We start from the raw sequence: 15,897 nt of genomic DNA, 5'->3' as shown, positions 1-15,897 counted from the left end.
CGAACGCTCTTTGCAATAAGTTGCAGAAATGGATCTGGAATGTCGTGAGGGCACTCCAAGGCAGAGCGATACGCTCGATGCACCGGAGGTAGGAGTGGTGAACCCGAACAACCCGTACGGCGAGCCGCTGCCGTCGCTGCCCGCCATTCCGGCGCCCGGCCCGCCGCCGCCCCGCAGAGATCCGGTGCGGCCCTGGCTGCTCGCCGCCCTCGTTGTCTTCCTGCTCGCCGCGATCGCGCTCGCTGCGGTGCTGCTCTGGCCCGGTGACGACGAGAAGTCTGCGGGCGGGACGTCGGGTGAGAGCGCCTCTGCAGCAGCCTCCGTGAGCGATCCGTCCGCCAGCCCCTCGGCCGGCGACCAGTTCACGGCCGCCCCGAACCCGACCCCGTCGTCCGAGGTGCCGCCCGCGGAATCATCGACCGTGGAACCGCCCGCCGCGGAGCCGAGCGGTCCCGGGAGCACACCGCCGCAGACGACGAACGGGATCAGCGAGCAGCAGCGGGTCGCGGCCTGCAAGCGGGCCGCGGACGGCGAAGGCAACCGGGTGTCGAGCGACCCGCAATGGGGGACTGACAGCGGTGCGCCCGTGGAGGCGCTGACCACCCTGCTGGCCTACCTCGGGTACGACATCACCCCCACCGGCCAGTACACCGCCGGGGTGGAGCAGGTCGCCAAGGACTTCCAGGGGGACTTCGGTCTCGAAGCCGACGGCATCGTCGGACCGAAGACCTGGGAGACCTTGCACCAGGCGGCCTGTGGCTAGCCATCCGCAGCGGCCTGCACGCTGAGCTCCGGCCCGGCCGGGAGCAGGGCGGTCAGGTCGACCGGGATGCGCACCGACGAGGCAGGGTGATAGCCGAGCTGGGTCAGCGCACGGTCGTCGGCGACCGGCGCGAGCTCGCCGGACGACGTAAGCAGCCAGTAGCCCTCGCCGTCCGGCTGACGGGCGACGACTCCGGCGCCGCGGGGGATGACCAGCCGTACCCGCCCGCGGATGCCTTCGATGACGACGCCGTCGCTGCTGCGTGAGCGGACGACGGCCGCGACCGACGGCCGCGCGAAGGGCGCGGCCGGGTCGGACTGCACGCACGCGATGGTGCCGGGGCTGCCGGCCCTCAGGTCACTCCCGGTCGAGCCGGCGGGAGCGAGCGGGAGCGCCTCCGCGATCTCCGGGATCGTCACGATCACCGGCGCGGTGGATGTCGACGATGCCGGCGTGCGATGCCCGTCGTGCACCAGCCAGCGCTGCTGGCCGTCGTCCAGCACGACTGCCTCACCGGACGCCGGTGAGAGGTAGGGTGCGGCACCGAAGGTCAGCGTGATCCCGGGGCCGTCCGCCGCCGCGTCCGAGCAGAGCTGCCAGCTGCCATCCAGCAGTGCCGACGGGGCGGGCAGGGACGACGGTGCACCGGGAATGCCGAGGGGCCGCCCGCGCGGCAGCCCCTCGATCGCCGCGCCCGGCACGCTGCGGACCTGGTCGGCGAGCAGCCGTGCCGAGGTCACGTTCGGCAGCGGGTGCGCGATGCCGTCCTCGACGAGGTAGAGCTCGCCGTGCTCGGTCAGCACCACAGCGCCGTCCTCGATCGAGGGGACTGCAGAACGAGAGCGAACCGCGTCGTTGACCAGCAGGGCAGCGGCGAGCAGGCCGGCGACGACGAGCGCAGCGATCCCGCCGCGGGGAGCCGGGCCGGCGATCGCCGTCCGGAGCCGGCGCCGCCCGAATCGGCTCGCCTCACTCGCGCGCAGCTGGCTGGTCATCAGGCGGTCGACCACCTCACGGCACCCCAGGCAGCAACCCGCTACCGACGAGCGCGAGCGCCGGAGCGGCGATGGTGAGCGCGAGAGCGCCCCGCTCCGTCCACAGCTCGCAGGTCGGCCCGGCGGACGGACGGGCGACGATCGCCAGCAGCACGCCCAGGACGCCGACCAGCCCGGTGAGGACCGGGCCCGGGAGGACGCCGAGCTGGAGGGTCAGCGCCAGCCCGGCCGCCAGCGCACCGAGACCGACTCGGAGCATCGTCGGATCCGACCCATGAGCGCGCAGGGTGATCATCGCCAGGCAGCACCAGCCGGCCGGCGCACTCCACGCGCCCGGCCGGGTGAGCAGCGCCAGCCCGCCGGCGAGCGCCAGCAGCTCCAGGGCCCATCGACCCCACGTGGCCGCGCGGGAGGCGACCGCCAGCCGGCCGAGGGCCCGAGGGTCTCGAGGATCGTCGTCGGGTGTCGCGCCGGAGAGCCGCACCGCGCCGCGTTGCCACCACCCGGTCGCGCTCGCGCCGAGCAGCACCAGAGCCTCCGCGATCGGGGCCGTGAGCCCACTCAGCAGGTGAGCTGCGAGCACGGCCGCGAACACCCCGCCGCCGGTGAACGGGACGCTCGGTGCCGCGGTCTCGCGCCGCGGGGCCACGTCTACCGGGTCGTCGTAGACCATCAGCCGGGCTTCGGCGGGCTCGCATCGCACCAACGCCCCACTGCGCACCCCGTTCTCGGACAACGACCGGTCGTGATCGAGCGGCGCACCGGTGAGCGAGCACAACCGCAGCCGGCTCAACCCGGTCAGCGAACGCAGATCGGGCTCGAGCAGCACGATCGGCAGCTGCGGCGGCAGCGAGAGGTCGAGCTGCCGGTCGGCCACGAGCAAGGTGAGCTCCACCGCGTATCCCCCTTCCTGCCGGCTGATGCTGCGCCGGCCTGCAGGACGCTAGCCCGCGGGAGCGACCTGGGACGTGTCCGGACGAGCCGGGCTGTGGACAACCGGCGTCCCACCCGCAGTCCTGTGGATGACCGCACCGCCGGTGCAGCGGCGCACGTACGGTCGCGGCCATGCAGGTCCAAGGGATGGCGACAGCGCCCGCGGGATCGCCCGCCGGCGCTCTGGAGGTGCCGACGCCGCCTGCAGTGGTGCCGGGCGCAGCAACGCCGCTGTGGCTGAGCGCACTCCCGGCCCTCGGCGGCCTCGGATCGATCGGCTTGCTCGCGATGGCCCCTAGATCGCCGTTCATCTATATAGCGGGCGTGCTGTTCCTGCTGACCACTCTGGGCATGGTGGTGGCGATCGTGGTCCGGGGACGCGCGCAGCGGCGCGAGTCCATCGGGTCGATTCGGCGTCGTTACCTCGCCGAGCTCGCGACCTTCCGGGGGCTGCTCGCGGACGACGACGAACGTCACCGGGCGGGCGGCGCTGCAGTCATCGACGGGGAGCTGCTCTATGTGACGGTCGCGGACGGTCCGGCCACCCGGCACCCGCCGCTCGCCGTCGAGATCGACCAGGACGCGGATCCCTTCTGCGCGACCAAGGCGAGTCTTCTCGTCGAGCGCCGAAAGCAGGTCGCCGAGGTGCCGCTGCAGGCGGCCGCCCGCGAAGCGCTCACCCTGCACGCGGGTGGTCCCGAGCGCAGCGCACTTCTGCGTCAGGTCGTGGCGGAGGTGCTGCAGTCGCCGTCGTGCGCGGCGGTCCGGGTGGCCGTCCTCGCCGAGCAGATCTCGCGCTGGCGCATGCTGCAGTGGGCGCCGCACCACCGACACCCCCGACGCAGTGATGATGTCGGGCCGCTGCGCCTCGCCGCGCGCACCACCGCCGAGCTCTCGGCACTGCTCGACGACGTCCCGGGCCCAGTGCTGCTCATCGATGACCGCCCGCGCCCTGATTCCGCTGCCGCGCTGCGGGTGACGTGGACGGTGCGGGCCGCGATCGAAGGCGAGACCCCGTCGATCGCGTACGCCGACGGCGTCCTCCGCCTCGACGGGACGGCGGTCCCCGAGGCGGTGCCGCGGCTGTGCAGCCCGGCACGTCTGGAGAGCGCCGCGCGCGCGGCCGCGGCGACCGGCGACGGCGGTGGCGCGCCCGCGGAAGCCCCGGCGTGGACGACGACGTCCGAGCCGATGCGCCCGGTCATCGGCGCCGACGCCGCCGGCCGTCCCGTCGTCCTGGACCTGCGGGAGGCCGGCGAGGGCGGGGTCGGCCCGCACGGCCTGCTGATCGGCGCCACCGGCTCGGGCAAGTCCGAGCTGCTGCGGCTGCTGGTCTGCCGGCTGCTGCAGACGCACTCGCCGGACCAGCTGACGATGGCGTTCGTCGACTTCAAGGGCGGCGCTACCTTCGCGCCCTTCGAGGGTCTGCCGCACGTGGCGGCAGCGATCACCAACCTCGAGGACGACCCCGGGCTGGTCCTGCGCGCCCAGCAGGCGCTGGCGGCCGAGCTCGTCCGCAGGCAACGGGTGATCAAGGGCCACGGGGCCGCCTCGATCGCCGGCCTCCCGCCCGGAGTGCTGCCACGGCTGCTGGTCATCGTCGACGAGTTCAGCGAGCTGCTCGTGCAGCAACCCGAGATGATCGACGTGCTCGCCCAGATCGGGCGGCTGGGCCGTTCGCTCGGGGTGCACCTGCTCGTGGCCAGCCAGCGGCTCGAGGAAGGACGCCTGAAGGGGCTCGACTCGCACCTGTCGTACCGGATCGCCCTGCGCTGCCAGAGCCCCGCCGAGTCCCGTGCGGTCATCGGCCGCACGCTGGCGGCCGAGCTGCCCATGATTCCCGGACACGGCTATCTCGCGGCCGGGGGCAAGCCAATCCGGTTCACCGCGGGATACAGCGGGTCGCCGGAGCAGCGCCCAGCAATCTCGCCCTCGGCGCGCACGCGGCGGCTGCACTATGCCAACGGCCGGCCGCTGGCAGCCGGGCAGCAGCCCGAGGCAGCGAGCATCCTGGATTCCGCCGTCGAGGCGGCCCGAGGCGCGACCTCCCGGGCGCGACCGATCTGGGTGCCGCCACCGACCCGCTCACCGACGCTCGACGAGTTGTACGACGACCTGCAGGAGCGGCCCGGTCGCGGTTTCGGGAGCGTCGCCGGCGACCGGCTCGTCGTCCCCGTCGGGTGGGTCGACCGGCCGGACCGGCAGTCGATCGACGTCTGGCGGATCGACCTGCGCGGGGGTGGTGGGCATGTCGGCATCGCCGGTGCGACCCGCAGCGGGGTGAGCTGCGCAGCGCACGCCCTGCTGCTGTCGCTCGCGCTGCGCAGCACGCCGGAGGAGCTGCACCTGTACCTGGTCGACCTGTCGGGTGGGGAGCTCGGCGCGCTGGCCGCTCTGCCGCACGTCGGTGCGCTGGCCACCGGCGGCCGGCCCGAGCGAGTGCGGGCGGTGATCCGCCACGTCGCGCGGATCATCGACGACCGCGAGCGCGATCCGGGGCCGCACCCTGACGTGGTCCTCGCCGTCGACGGGATGGCGCGGTTACGGGCCGAGCACGAGGACCTCGAGGCGGTGCTCGTCGATATCGCGCGTCGCGGGCTACGGGTGCAGGTACACCTGCTGTGCACCGCCCATCGGTGGCTCGATCTACGAGCCCCCCTACGCGACCAGCTGGCCAGCCGCATCGAGCTACGGCTCGGCGACCCGATCGAGTCGGAGATCGACCGCCGCGCGGCCGCCCTCGTTCCGGTGGGCCGGCCCGGGCACGGCATCGGTCCCGACGGCCGGCCGTTGATCCTCGCCCACGGCGGGCGCCCACAGGATCAACGGCTCGACCTACCGGCGGCCATCACCCGGTGCTGGAGCGGTCCGCGCGCTCCCGGGCTGCCATATCTCCCCGCGATGATCACCCCGGCCAACATCGCCCCCGAGGTCCTCGACGACGGGTTGTGCATCGCCGTCGAGCGGCCGACCCTGGGCGCGATCACCTTGGACGCACGAAACCCCTTCCTGCTCGTCGTGGGGGACCCAGGCTCCGGGCGCACCTCCGTGCTGCGGTCGTTGGGGCACCAGGACGCCGCACGCGGCACCCGCCTCGTCGTCCTCGACCCACGGCGCACCCTGCTGGGGGACCTGCCCGCGGACGCCGTGCTCGCGCACGCCCCGACCCCGGCAGCCGCGTCCGACGCCCTCGCCGGGCTGGTGACCGGGCTGCAGCGACGCATGCCGCCGGCGGACCTCAGCGCCGAGCAGCTCCGCGACCGGTCGTGGTGGAACGGCCCGCAGCTGCACCTGATCGTGGACGACTACGACCTGCTCACCCTCGGCGGGACCACGCTCGCGCCGCTGCGGGCATACCTGCCGTACGCCGGGGACATCGGCCTGCGGGTGAGCATCGCCCGGCGCTCGGCCGGGGCCGGTCGAGCGCTGTATGACGACACCCTCTCGCTGCTGCGGGACCTCGGCGCCCACGCCCTCGTGCTCAGCAACGCGGGGGAGGAGGGGCCGATACTCGGCGTACGACCCGCGTCCCTGCCACCCGGTAGAGGGACGATCGTGCGGCCGGGTCGTCCGATGCTCGACGTCCAGGCGGTCGTGGCACCCGGGCCGCCTGCCGGGCGCGCATAGTGTTTTCGATTCCACAGCGCATGTGACAGCATTGCGGCAGTACCGCCCACAGGCACCAGCTGCCGGAGCGATCGCCTCCGGCCCGGCAAGGAGGACGCTCAGATGCCCGTAGTCGTTGGATTCATCCCCACCAAGGAAGGCCGCGCCGCTCTCGATCGTGCGATCGAGGAAGCCAAGCTTCGCAGCGAGAAGCTCGTGGTCGTCGAGTCCAGCAAGGGCGGGGAGGCCTTTGCCAAGGAAGGCGCGAAGTTCGACGAGGAGCTCGAGAAGATCACCGAGCAGCTCAAGGCTGACGGTGTCGACCACGAGGTCCATGGCCTGGTGCGTGGCAAGGACCCGGCCGGTGACCTGGTCGAGGTAGCCGACCGAATCGGCGCCAAGCTGATCGTGATCGGGCTGCGCCGCCGCTCGCCGGTCGGCAAGCTCATCATGGGCTCCAACTCGCAGCGCATCCTGCTCGATGCCAACTGCGACGTGCTCGCGGTCAAGCCCTAGCGCCGATCCAAGCTCGACGACGCCCCGGCCGAACCGGCCGGGGCGTCGTCGTTGTCTCAGCGAGTCGCGAGCTCGGGCTCGGGCGCCTGCAGTCCACCGCTGTGGGGTTCATCGGCATCCGTCGGCGAAGATCCTCGCGGCCGGTCGCCGTCGGGCAGCTCCTCGCGGAACCCGATCCGGTCGTACAGCCGCCGCAGCGGCCCGGGCAGCCACCAGTTCAGCCCGCCCATCAGACGCATCGCCGCCGGGACGACGATCATCCGGACCAAGAGCGCATCAAGCAGGATCGCGACGATCATCGCCACGCCGATCAGCTTGATGAACGAGATCGACGACGTCGAGAAGAGCGCGATCACGACGAGGATCAGCAGCGCGGCGGAGGTGATGATGCGGCCGGTGCGCTGCAACCCGGTGGCGACCGCCGTGGAGTTGTCGCCGGTGCGGTCGTACTGCTCGCGAATACGGGACAGCAGGAACACCTCGTAGTCCATGCTGAGCCCGAACACGATCGTCATCACCAGCAGCGGCATGCTCGCCTCGACGAAACCGGTCGAGGTGAAGTCCAGCAGGCCGGCACCGTTGCCATCCTGAAAAATCCAGGTGACGACGCCCAGCGTCGCGGCCAGCGTCACCAGGTTCAACGCGATCGCCTTCAGCGGCAGCAGCACCGACCCGAAGGCGAGGAACAGCACGACGAACGTCGCACCGAACACCACCAGCGCCATCCACGGGAGCATCTCGCCGATGGTGTCCAGACGATCCATCAGCGCCGCCGTCGGACCGCCGACCTGAACACGCTCGATGCCGGCGGTCGGGCCGAGCTCGCGAACCTGGTCGACCGCGGACCTCGCCGCGTCGTCGAGGCCCTCTCCGGCGTAGCCGATCTCGACCCGGGCGACCGTCCCGGCGGCACCGGTGAGCTGCGCCGTCTCGACGTCCGGCAGCTGCTGCAGGTCGGTGAGGTAGCCGGCGATCGCCTGCTGTCCGCCGCCCGAGGTGGCCTGCTCGTGCAGGTCGAGCGCCACAACGATGGGGTCGGTGCCGACCACGCCGTACTGGTCCTCGAGCTGGGCGCTGACCTGGCGCGGTTCGGCGTCTGCCGGCAGCACCCGCTCGTCGACGCCGCCGAAGCGGACGCCGAGGAACGGTGCGGCCAGGAACATCAGGAAGGCCAGGGCCGCGAGGAGGAAGACGACGGGACGCCGCATCACTGTCCGGGCGAGCCGCGCCCACCGACCATCAGGAGACTCGGTGCTGCGGACCTTGCGCACCGTCCAGCGGTTCACGCCGGTGCCGATCGAGGCCAGGATCGCCGGCCGCACCACGCCCGCGGCGAATGCCGCGATCAGCCCCGCGCTGACCCCGCCGAAGCCCATGCTGCGCAGGAAGGTCAGCGGGAACAGTAGCAGGCCCGAGAGCGCCGCGGCCACCGTGAGTGCCGAGACGGCAACCGTCTTGCCCGCCGTGAGCACCGTGCGGCGGGGGGCCTCCCTCGAATCGTGCCCGCCCGCGAGCTCTTCGCGGCAGCGGCCCACGATCAGCAGGCCGTAGTCGATGGCCAGACCCAGCCCGAGGATCGTGATGATGTTGATGGCGAAGGAGCTCACGTCGGTGAACTCGCTGATCAGCCGGAGTGCGGCGAAGGAGCCGACAATCGACAGCGCCCCGATCACCAGCGGCAGGGATGCGGCGATCACGCCGCCGAGCACGACGATCAGCAGGATCAGCAGCACGGGCGCAGAGATGCCCTCCGCGCGGCCGATGTCTGCCCCGACTCGCTCGTTGATCGCGGCGAAGGTGGCGGCCTGGCCGCCCGCGGCCACCTCGTAGCCACGGTCGGCGAGGACCTGCTCGACGTCTTGGACCACGTGCGTCCGTCCCTCGAGAGCGGTGGGCGAGCTCAGGCTGACGACGACGTAGGTGTCGTGTCGGTCGTCGCCGACGAAGGTCTCGGCACCGGTGCTCCAGTAGGAGCGCGCCGATCCGTAGGCGTCCGGCGGAATCTGGTCAAGAGCCGCCTGGACGTCTGCGCGGTACGCCGGGTCGTCGACGGTCTGGGTGGGGGACTCGATGATCAGCACCAGGTCGGCGGCGTCCCGTCCGAGGGACTCGTCGAGGTGCTCGACGGCCAGGATTGCCTCGTCGGCGGGATCATCGAAGCCGCCGGCGCCGAGCCGGTCGAACACGCCGAGCCCCCAGACCGCGGAGGCCACGGCGCCGACGACGGTGAGCGCGAGCAGCGCCTTGCGGAAGCGGATGGTGATAGCGGCGAGCCAGTTGAACATTGGTTTCTCCAATGAACGATGTAATCGATAGTTAACGCTGTTCACGTACGCGATCAACTATAATAAGCAGATGGCCGCCGTCAACCCCCCGCAGACCCGTCGAGAGCGAATATTCGGTGACACCCAGAACGAACTCGCTGCCGCAGCTCGCGAGCTGGTCGTGGACGGGGGCCCGGAAGCAGTGACGATTCGGGAGGTCGCCGCGCGGGCCGGGATGACCGGTCCGGCGATCTACCGGTACTTCCCGAGCCGCGAGGCCCTGCTCGAGCGGGTCATCCGCGACCTCTACCTCGAGCTGGCCGACTACCTGGTTCAGGCGCGGGACGCCGCCCCCGGCGAGAGCGTGCGCGCCAGGCTCGTCGCGACCTCACGCGCCTTCAGGCGTTGGGCGCTGGAGCACCGGTCCGAGTTCGGTCTGCTGTTCGGCGCGCCGATCCCGGGGGTCGTGGTCGACAAGGATCAGCACGACGCAGCCGGGCCGTCGTTCGGTCAGGTGTGGCTCGAGCTATTCGCAGAGATCTACGCCTCGGGAGCCAGCCCGAGATGGCCCCACCCGCTGCCGCAGCGGCTGACCGACCAGGTCGACGCGCTCATCAAGCGGATGGGCATGCCGGCCTCGACCGACGCCGCGGTGCTGTTCCTGTACTGCTGGCAGAGCCTGTACGGCGCGGTGTGCACCGAGGCGTTCGGGCACCTGAACTGGGCGCTGGAGGATGCCGAGGAGTTCTTCGAAGGGCGCCTGCTGGAGATCCTCGACCTGCTGGGGCTCGGCGAGCCCGGCGAGCGCTGAGCGCGCCGGCCGACGCCGGTCAGGCTAGGTGGGCATCGCCCACGCCGCACGCTGCGCCGAGCTCACCCACTCGAGCTCGTGGCCGGTAGGGATCTTCTCGCGGGCACGTTCCATCGCCAGCGACGACTGCCTGCGGGCCTCGTCAGCTATGGCCGGATCGCGGCGGTGCTACTCGAGCGTCTCGCGGGCCTGGCGCTCGAGCTTGTCGAGAGTGTTGCTGACCAGGCCGAGCGACGACAGGGCCTTGACCCAGCGGATCAGCATCACGATCAGCCACACCAGCACCATGAGCGTGCCGATCAGCAGCACCAGCACCATGAGCGTGCCGATCAGCAGCACCAGCCGCCGGCGTTGCCGTAGTAGCCCAGCCCGAGGGCCGTCTTGGCGATGACCGCGTAGACGAAGGCGGACAGGAAGCTCGCGATCGCGGCGTGCGTGACGTCGTCGCTCATGACCACCGTTGTGGCCCTCGGCGTCGTGGATGATGCCGCGTTGGCGAACGCGCCGACCATGATGGACAGCGAGAAGGTCGTGACCGCCAGCATGCTCGACGCGACGACGTCCAGCAGGCCCTCGAGGGTGGCTAGCTCGATCTCGGGGACCCACCTCGGGGTCGACGCGACCCAGCCAGGAGGCCAGCAGCGCGAAGACGACCGCCAGCACCGACCAGACCGCCGGCGTGAGCCAGATCCGATTCGACTTGGCGGTCAGCGACGAGAGCCAGTGCGAGACCGTGGCCGGCAGCTCCATGCGTCGGGTCCTTCCGGCCGCTACTTCCAGGCGAAGACGGGCTGCTCGAGGTGGCCCACGCGCGTCGGCCGGCCACGCAGCACGACCTCGCGGAACTGGTACATCACCGCCGCGGTGGGGGCGTGGATCCTGCGCCCGAGCAGCGGCAGCTGGATCACCGGACGATCGGACTCGGGGATCTGCAGGAAGATCGGGTCGACATCCAGCTCGTCGAACGGGATGTCGAACAGGTGCACGACCTCGTCGGGGTTCACCCGGTACTGCGCGCCCGCGCCGACCCACACGACGTACGGCGTCATCACGTAGCCCGAACGGGTCACGTAATCATCGAGCCGACCGAGGATGTCGGTGGGCTCGGCGAGGTAGCCGACCTCCTCGGCAAGCTCTCGTAATGCTGCCTGCTCTGCGGTCTCGCCCTCGTCAATGCGTCCGCCGGGCAGCGCCCACTGGCCCGAGTGCGAGCGCAGCGTCGGCTGCCGCTTGGTCAGCCAGATGCCCTGCACGCCGTCGTCCTCGGCGATCGCGATGACGACGGCGGCGCGGCGGCGGACGCCGTGGTCGACGGTGACGTACTTGAAGGACAGCAGCCGCTCGGTGACCTCCTCGCGACTGAGCTCCCGGCTCATGCGACGCCGATGTTGCGCAGCCGGGGGAGCACTTCCTCGCCGTACAGCTGCAGGAACCGCGACTGGTCGGGGCCGGGCGCGTGGAAGACGAGGTGGGTGAAGCCCCACTCGACGTACTGCATGATCTTCTCGACGTGCTCGTCGGGCTCGGTGGAGACGATCCAGCGGGACTTCGTGCGCTCGACCGGCAGCGCGTCGGCCAGCCGCTCCATCTCCATCGGGTCCTCGACCCCGGTCTTCTCGTCGCTGGAGAGCGCCAGTGCACCCCAGTGCCGGGTGTCCTCCAGCGCGCGGGCCGCGTCGTGATCGTAGGAGACCTTCATCTCGATCATCAGGTCCATGTCGTGCACGGTGCGGCCGACCTTCTTGGCGCCCTCGTCGAGCGCCGGGAGCAGCGTGTCGGTGTAGAGCTCGCGAGGCTTGCCGGAGGTGGTGATGAAGCCGTCGCCGACCCGTCCGGCGAGCCGCGTGGCGGCCGGGCCGGACGCCGCGACGTACACCGGCACCTTCTGCTCCGGGCGGTCGTAGATCGTGGCGTTCGCTGTCTGGTAGTAGGTGCCATCGAAGTTGACCCGCTCGCCCGACCACAGTGCATCGATCAGCTGCAGCGCCTCCTTGAGGCGGGCGAAGCGCTCCTTGCCGGCGGGCCACTCCAGCCCCAGCGGCGCCTCGTTGAGCGACTCACCGGACCCGACGCCGAGAATGACGCGGCCAGGGAAGAGGCAACCGAGCGTGGCGAAGGCCTGCGCGATCACCGCAGGGTGATACCGGAAGGTGGGGGTGAGCACCGAGGTGCCGATCTGGATCCGCTCGGTACGGGCGCCGAGCGCGCCGAGCCACGGCAGGGCGGCCGGGGAGTGCCCTCCGGTGTGCCGCCACGGTTGCAGGTGGTCGGAGATGAACACCGAGTCGAAGCCGACCTGCTCGGCCTCGACGGCGTACGCCAGCAGCTCCGAAGGAGCGAACTGCTCGGAGGATGCCTTGTATCCCAGCCGAAGCGGTTTCTGCGTCATGAGCGTCGTCCCTTCCTGGCCCGCTCCCGCGGGTGTCGTGCAGCCGGCTCTAGATGACCCCGTGGGCGAGCATCGCGTCCGCGACCTCGATGAAGCCGGCGATGTTCGCGCCCAGCACGTAGTTGCCCGGCTTGCCGTACTCCTCGGCGGTCTCGGCGCAGGTCTCGTGGATGCCGACCATGATCTCCTCGAGGCGACGCTCGGTCTGCTCAAAGCTCCACTTGTCGCGGGCGGCGTTCTGCTGCATCTCCAGGGCGGAGGTGGCCACGCCGCCGGCGTTCGCGGCCTTCCCAGGACCGAAGGCGACCTCGGCGGTGTCGAGGATCGTGATCGCGTCGGGCGTGCAGGGCATGTTCGCGCCTTCGGCGACGACGACGCAATTGTTCTTCGCCAGCGCCTTCGCGTCGTCCGCGTCGAGCTCGTTCTGCGTCGCGCACGGCAGCGCGACGGCCATCGGCACCTCCCACATAGAGCCCGAGCTCGAGAAGCTCACGCCCTGACGCTGCTCGGCGTACTCGCTGATCCGGCCGCGGCGCTGCTCCTTGATCTCACGCAGCAGGTCGAGGTCGATGCCGTTCTCGTCGACGATGTAGCCACTCGAGTCGGACATCGTGACCACGGTGGCACCGAGCTCCTGGGCCTTCTGCGCCGCATAGATCGCCACATTGCCCGACCCCGAGATGCCCACGCGGGCACCGTCGAAGGACCGGCCGATCCGGCCCAGCATCTCCTTGGCGAAGTACACCGTGCCGTAGCCGGTTGCCTCCGTGCGCACCAGCGAGCCACCCCAGCCGAGGCCCTTGCCGGTGAACACCCCGGACTCATAACGGTTGGTGATCCGCTTGTACTGGCCGAACAGGTAGCCGATCTCGCGGCCGCCGACGCCGATGTCGCCGGCCGGGACGTCGGTGTACTCGCCGATGTGGCGGTAGAGCTCGGTCATCAAAGACTGGCAGAAGCGCATCACCTCGCGGTCGGACTTGCCCTTCGGATCGAAGTCCGACCCGCCCTTGCCGCCGCCGATCGGCATGCCGGTGAGCGCGTTCTTGAAGATCTGCTCGAAACCGAGGAACTTGATGATGCCGAGGTACACCGAGGGGTGGAAGCGCATCCCGCCCTTGTACGGGCCCAGCGCCGAGTTGAACTCGACCCGAAAGCCCCGGTTGATCTGGATGCATCCGCTGTCATCGACCCACGGGATGCGGAAGATGATCTGCCGCTCCGGCTCGCAGATCCGCTCGAGCACCTGCTGGTCGGCGTACTGCGGGTGCCTGGCGAAGACCGGCCCGAGCGAGGCCACGACCTCCCGGACGGCCTGGTGGAACTCCGGCTCTCCAGGGTTGCGGTCGATGACTCGCTGGTAGAGCCGCCCGAGCTGGTCGCCCATGTCCGCCATCTGATCACTAACCCTTCACTAAGCCGATGCACTACCGGACGATCCTATGCTGCTATCCATGTCGCTCCGTCACGCCGTCATGGATACGCCGGTGGGCGTGCTCACGCTGGTCGAGTCCGACCGCGGTCTGCGGGGCCTGTACATGGAGCAGACCAAGCGGCCGCTGACGCCGGCGATCATCGGTCCGCGGGACGACGCCGTGGCCGGCGAGACGCGGCGACAGCTGCGCGAGTACTTCGTGGGCCGGCGGCGCGAGTTCGACCTGCCCCTGGACTTACGCGGCACCGGCTTCCAGCTCGCGGTGTGGGAGCAGCTGCTGCGGATCCCGTACGGGCAACGTCGCTCCTACGGCCAGATTGCCGCCGACCTCGGCGACCCGAGGTCGGTACGCGCGGTCGGCGCCGCCAACGGCAGCAATCCGGTCAGCATCATCGTCCCGTGCCACCGGGTGGTCGCGGGCACGGGAGCGCTGACCGGGTACGCCGGCGGCGTCGAGCGCAAGCGCTACCTGCTGGAGCTGGAGACCCGGGTCATGGGCGGCACCCCCACGCTGATGTGACCTGCGGGACAGTACAGCCCGCTATGGGCGCCGTAGCGTGCTCGAATGCCCCGCAAAACGGGTCACGTGCTGGCGGAGCGGACCCGCGCGAGGGCTTGCTCGACGAGCTTGGTGCATTCCCAGCGGATCCGCTCGCGATCCTCGGGGACCAGACCGACCCGCACCCGGCGATCGAGGAAGTCATCGACATTCAGCGCTCCTTCGGCGAGGACGCCGTGCACCACCTCGACGCCCAGCACCGGCAGGCGGGGGGAGATCGGCTCCAGCAGGGACGGGTCGCCGTCCGCGAGCGCCGCGATCGCCGGTGCCTCGGTACCGAAGCGGCGTACCAGACGGGCGGGTGCGTCGATGGCGCGCAGTGTCGTACGGTCGGCCGCTCCGACCAGCGGGAGGTCCTCGGTCACGCACGCCGCGGACCGGCCCAGCCGCGCCAGTGCCGCGTCGACGGTCTCCTGCGCCATCTTGCGGTAGGTGGTGAGCTTGCCCCCGGTGATCGTCAGCGGCTGGCCGGGCTGGTCAATGAGCAGGTGCTTGCGGGAGATGTCGGCGGTGTGCTCGCCCGACCCGTCGGACACCAGCGGTCGCAGGCCGGCGAACCGGCCGATGACGTCCTCCGGTCGCACCGGCACGCTCAGGGCGGTGCTGATCGTCTCGAGCAGGAACTTCTCGTCGGACGGCGGCACGCTCGGCGCGTACGGGTCCTCGCCCGGTGCCGGCTCATCGGTCAGTCCGACGTAGCAGACGCCGTCCGGTTGCGGGATGGCGAACACATAGCGACCGATGGTCCCGGGTACCGGCACGGTGACGATCGCTCTCGGGTCGCCGAGCAGCGAGCTGCGCACGATCAGGTGGGTGCCGCGGCTGGGCACGGTGTGGATGCCCTGGGCGATCTCACCGGCCCAGACGCCGGTGGCGTTCACCACGACCTCGGCGTGCGCGATGTGCTGCTCGCCGGTGAGCGCGTCGGTGAGGGTGGCAGAGCGCGGGTTGACGTCGGCGGCCTCGCAGTGGGTGATGATGTGCGCACCAAGCGCGGCCGCGGTGCGGGCGACCGCCACCACGAGTCGGACGTCGTCCTCGACCTGGCCGTCCCAGTACGTGAGGCCGCCACGCAGCCCGACCTGGCTGACCGCGGGAGCCAGCAGGCCGACCTCGTGGGCGCTGATCCGGCTCGGGCCCGGCAGCACGTCCGACGGCGTACGGCAGGAGCGGCGCAGCAGGTCGGCCAGCCGTAGCCCCGAGTAGACGAGCGCGGCGTCCTTGCGCGGCAGGTAGTCACCGAGCGGAATGACGCTCTGGTAGGGATGCACGATGTGCGGTGCGATCCGGGTGATGAGGTGATGGCGCTCCACCGCCGACTCGCGGGCCAGGCCGATGTCGCCCTTGGCCAGGTATCGCAGCCCGCCGTGGATCAGCTTGGAGGACCACCCGCTCGTGCCGCTACCCAGATCGCGGCGCTCCACCAGCGCTACCCGCAGCCCTCGGGACGCTGCGTCCAGTGCCACGCCGGCGCCGGTGATCCCGCCGCCGATGACCAGCAGGTCGAGCGGCTCGGAGCCGGACTGCCCGACGGCCTTAAGCGACGCCCTCCGGGTGGCGGCGTTGATCCAGTGACGCGGACGCTCTCTCGCCGCGTCGGGGGCAAGGTCATCGGTGGCGGGCACG

At 71.0% G+C, this 15,897-nt stretch carries 14 protein-coding genes; 5 read left to right on the top strand and 9 right to left on the bottom strand.

The window, feature by feature from the left end:
- Positions 1–97: 97 nt before the first annotated feature.
- Positions 98–763, top strand: coding sequence for a peptidoglycan-binding protein (locus DAA40_RS11310; RefSeq protein WP_158716391.1), 666 nt, complete (start codon positions 98–100; stop codon positions 761–763).
- Here DAA40_RS11310 and DAA40_RS11305 read toward each other — a convergent pair.
- Together DAA40_RS11305 and DAA40_RS11300 are read right to left on the bottom strand one after the other, a co-directional pair.
- Positions 760–1,758 (bottom strand): type VII secretion protein EccB, encoded by a 999-nt coding sequence (locus DAA40_RS11305; RefSeq protein WP_158716390.1) that lies wholly within the window; start codon positions 1,756–1,758, stop codon positions 760–762. The genes DAA40_RS11310 and DAA40_RS11305 overlap by 4 nt on opposite strands.
- A gap of 16 nt (positions 1,759–1,774) precedes the next feature.
- Entirely contained in the window at positions 1,775–2,653 is an 879-nt protein-coding gene (locus DAA40_RS11300; RefSeq protein WP_158716389.1) for an EsaB/YukD family protein, read from the bottom strand.
- Between the two features lie 170 nt (positions 2,654–2,823).
- Here DAA40_RS11300 and eccCb point away from each other — a divergent pair, with 170 nt between their 5' ends.
- Both eccCb and DAA40_RS11290 read left to right on the top strand, forming a co-directional pair.
- A complete protein-coding gene (gene eccCb / locus DAA40_RS11295) occupies positions 2,824–6,318 on the top strand; it encodes a type VII secretion protein EccCb (protein WP_106849811.1) in 3,495 nt (1,164 codons plus the stop codon).
- A 102-nt stretch (positions 6,319–6,420) separates the two neighbouring features.
- Positions 6,421–6,813, top strand: a complete 393-nt coding sequence (locus tag DAA40_RS11290; protein WP_106849810.1) for a universal stress protein — start codon at positions 6,421–6,423, stop codon at positions 6,811–6,813.
- 56 nt (positions 6,814–6,869) lie between these two features.
- Here the strand turns inward: DAA40_RS11290 and DAA40_RS11285 are convergent, their stop codons facing one another.
- A complete protein-coding gene (locus DAA40_RS11285) occupies positions 6,870–9,098 on the bottom strand; it encodes an MMPL family transporter (protein WP_106849809.1) in 2,229 nt (742 codons plus the stop codon).
- 70 nt (positions 9,099–9,168) lie between these two features.
- Here DAA40_RS11285 and DAA40_RS11280 point away from each other — a divergent pair, with 70 nt between their 5' ends.
- On the top strand, positions 9,169–9,888 hold the full coding sequence (locus DAA40_RS11280; protein WP_106849808.1) for a TetR/AcrR family transcriptional regulator: 720 nt from the start codon (positions 9,169–9,171) through the stop codon (positions 9,886–9,888).
- A 168-nt stretch (positions 9,889–10,056) separates the two neighbouring features.
- Here the strand turns inward: DAA40_RS11280 and DAA40_RS16465 are convergent, their stop codons facing one another.
- The 5 genes from DAA40_RS16465 to gdhA all read right to left on the bottom strand — a co-directional run bounded on the left by DAA40_RS16465 (position 10,057) and on the right by gdhA (position 13,673).
- The gene (locus DAA40_RS16465; protein WP_199849712.1) at positions 10,057–10,227 is read right to left on the bottom strand and encodes a hypothetical protein; all 171 of its coding nucleotides are present in this window, start codon (positions 10,225–10,227) and stop codon (positions 10,057–10,059) included.
- On the bottom strand, positions 10,218–10,481 hold the full coding sequence (locus tag DAA40_RS16460; RefSeq protein WP_255413598.1) for a DUF2254 family protein: 264 nt from the start codon (positions 10,479–10,481) through the stop codon (positions 10,218–10,220). Before DAA40_RS16460 ends, DAA40_RS16465 begins: the two co-directional genes overlap by 10 nt.
- A gap of 177 nt (positions 10,482–10,658) precedes the next feature.
- Positions 10,659–11,264, bottom strand: coding sequence for a CoA pyrophosphatase (locus DAA40_RS11270; protein WP_106849807.1), 606 nt, complete (start codon positions 11,262–11,264; stop codon positions 10,659–10,661).
- Positions 11,261–12,277, bottom strand: coding sequence for a glucose-6-phosphate dehydrogenase (coenzyme-F420) (gene fgd, locus DAA40_RS11265; protein WP_106849806.1), 1,017 nt, complete (start codon positions 12,275–12,277; stop codon positions 11,261–11,263). Before fgd ends, DAA40_RS11270 begins: the two co-directional genes overlap by 4 nt.
- Before the next feature lie 49 nt (positions 12,278–12,326).
- Positions 12,327–13,673 carry an NADP-specific glutamate dehydrogenase gene (gene gdhA, locus DAA40_RS11260; RefSeq protein WP_106849805.1) on the bottom strand — a complete coding sequence of 449 codons (1,347 nt, stop codon included), beginning with the start codon at positions 13,671–13,673 and terminating at the stop codon, positions 12,327–12,329.
- Positions 13,674–13,731: 58 nt separating this feature from the next.
- Here gdhA and DAA40_RS16905 point away from each other — a divergent pair, with 58 nt between their 5' ends.
- Positions 13,732–14,232, top strand: coding sequence for a methylated-DNA--[protein]-cysteine S-methyltransferase (locus DAA40_RS16905; RefSeq protein ID WP_106850136.1), 501 nt, complete (start codon positions 13,732–13,734; stop codon positions 14,230–14,232).
- A 62-nt stretch (positions 14,233–14,294) separates the two neighbouring features.
- Here the strand turns inward: DAA40_RS16905 and DAA40_RS11250 are convergent, their stop codons facing one another.
- Complete coding sequence (locus DAA40_RS11250; protein ID WP_234356346.1) at positions 14,295–15,896, bottom strand: glycerol-3-phosphate dehydrogenase/oxidase; 1,602 nt, start codon at positions 15,894–15,896, stop codon at positions 14,295–14,297.
- Position 15,897: the final 1 nt, after the last annotated feature.

The organism is Blastococcus sp. Marseille-P5729 (assembly GCF_900292035.1).
Lineage (GTDB): Bacteria > Actinomycetota > Actinomycetes > Mycobacteriales > Antricoccaceae > Cumulibacter.
The sequence above is the reverse complement of the archived record's forward strand: the minus strand, read 5'-3'. Positions and strand labels throughout refer to the sequence as shown.

Excerpts from the sequence above, each read along its gene's own strand:
- eccCb (WP_106849811.1), top strand. The coding sequence starts at position 2,824 with ATGCAGGTCCAAGGGATGGCGACAGCGCCCGCGGGATCGCCCGCCGGC.
- DAA40_RS11285 (WP_106849809.1), bottom strand. The coding sequence starts at position 9,098 with ATGTTCAACTGGCTCGCCGCTATCACCATCCGCTTCCGCAAGGCGCTG.
- DAA40_RS11280 (WP_106849808.1), top strand. The coding sequence starts at position 9,169 with ATGGCCGCCGTCAACCCCCCGCAGACCCGTCGAGAGCGAATATTCGGT.
- DAA40_RS16905 (WP_106850136.1), top strand. The coding sequence starts at position 13,732 with ATGTCGCTCCGTCACGCCGTCATGGATACGCCGGTGGGCGTGCTCACG.
- DAA40_RS11290 (WP_106849810.1), top strand. The coding sequence starts at position 6,421 with ATGCCCGTAGTCGTTGGATTCATCCCCACCAAGGAAGGCCGCGCCGCT.
- DAA40_RS11270 (WP_106849807.1), bottom strand. The coding sequence starts at position 11,264 with ATGAGCCGGGAGCTCAGTCGCGAGGAGGTCACCGAGCGGCTGCTGTCC.
- fgd (WP_106849806.1), bottom strand. The coding sequence starts at position 12,277 with ATGACGCAGAAACCGCTTCGGCTGGGATACAAGGCATCCTCCGAGCAG.
- DAA40_RS11305 (WP_158716390.1), bottom strand. The coding sequence starts at position 1,758 with ATGACCAGCCAGCTGCGCGCGAGTGAGGCGAGCCGATTCGGGCGGCGC.
- gdhA (WP_106849805.1), bottom strand. The coding sequence starts at position 13,673 with ATGGCGGACATGGGCGACCAGCTCGGGCGGCTCTACCAGCGAGTCATC.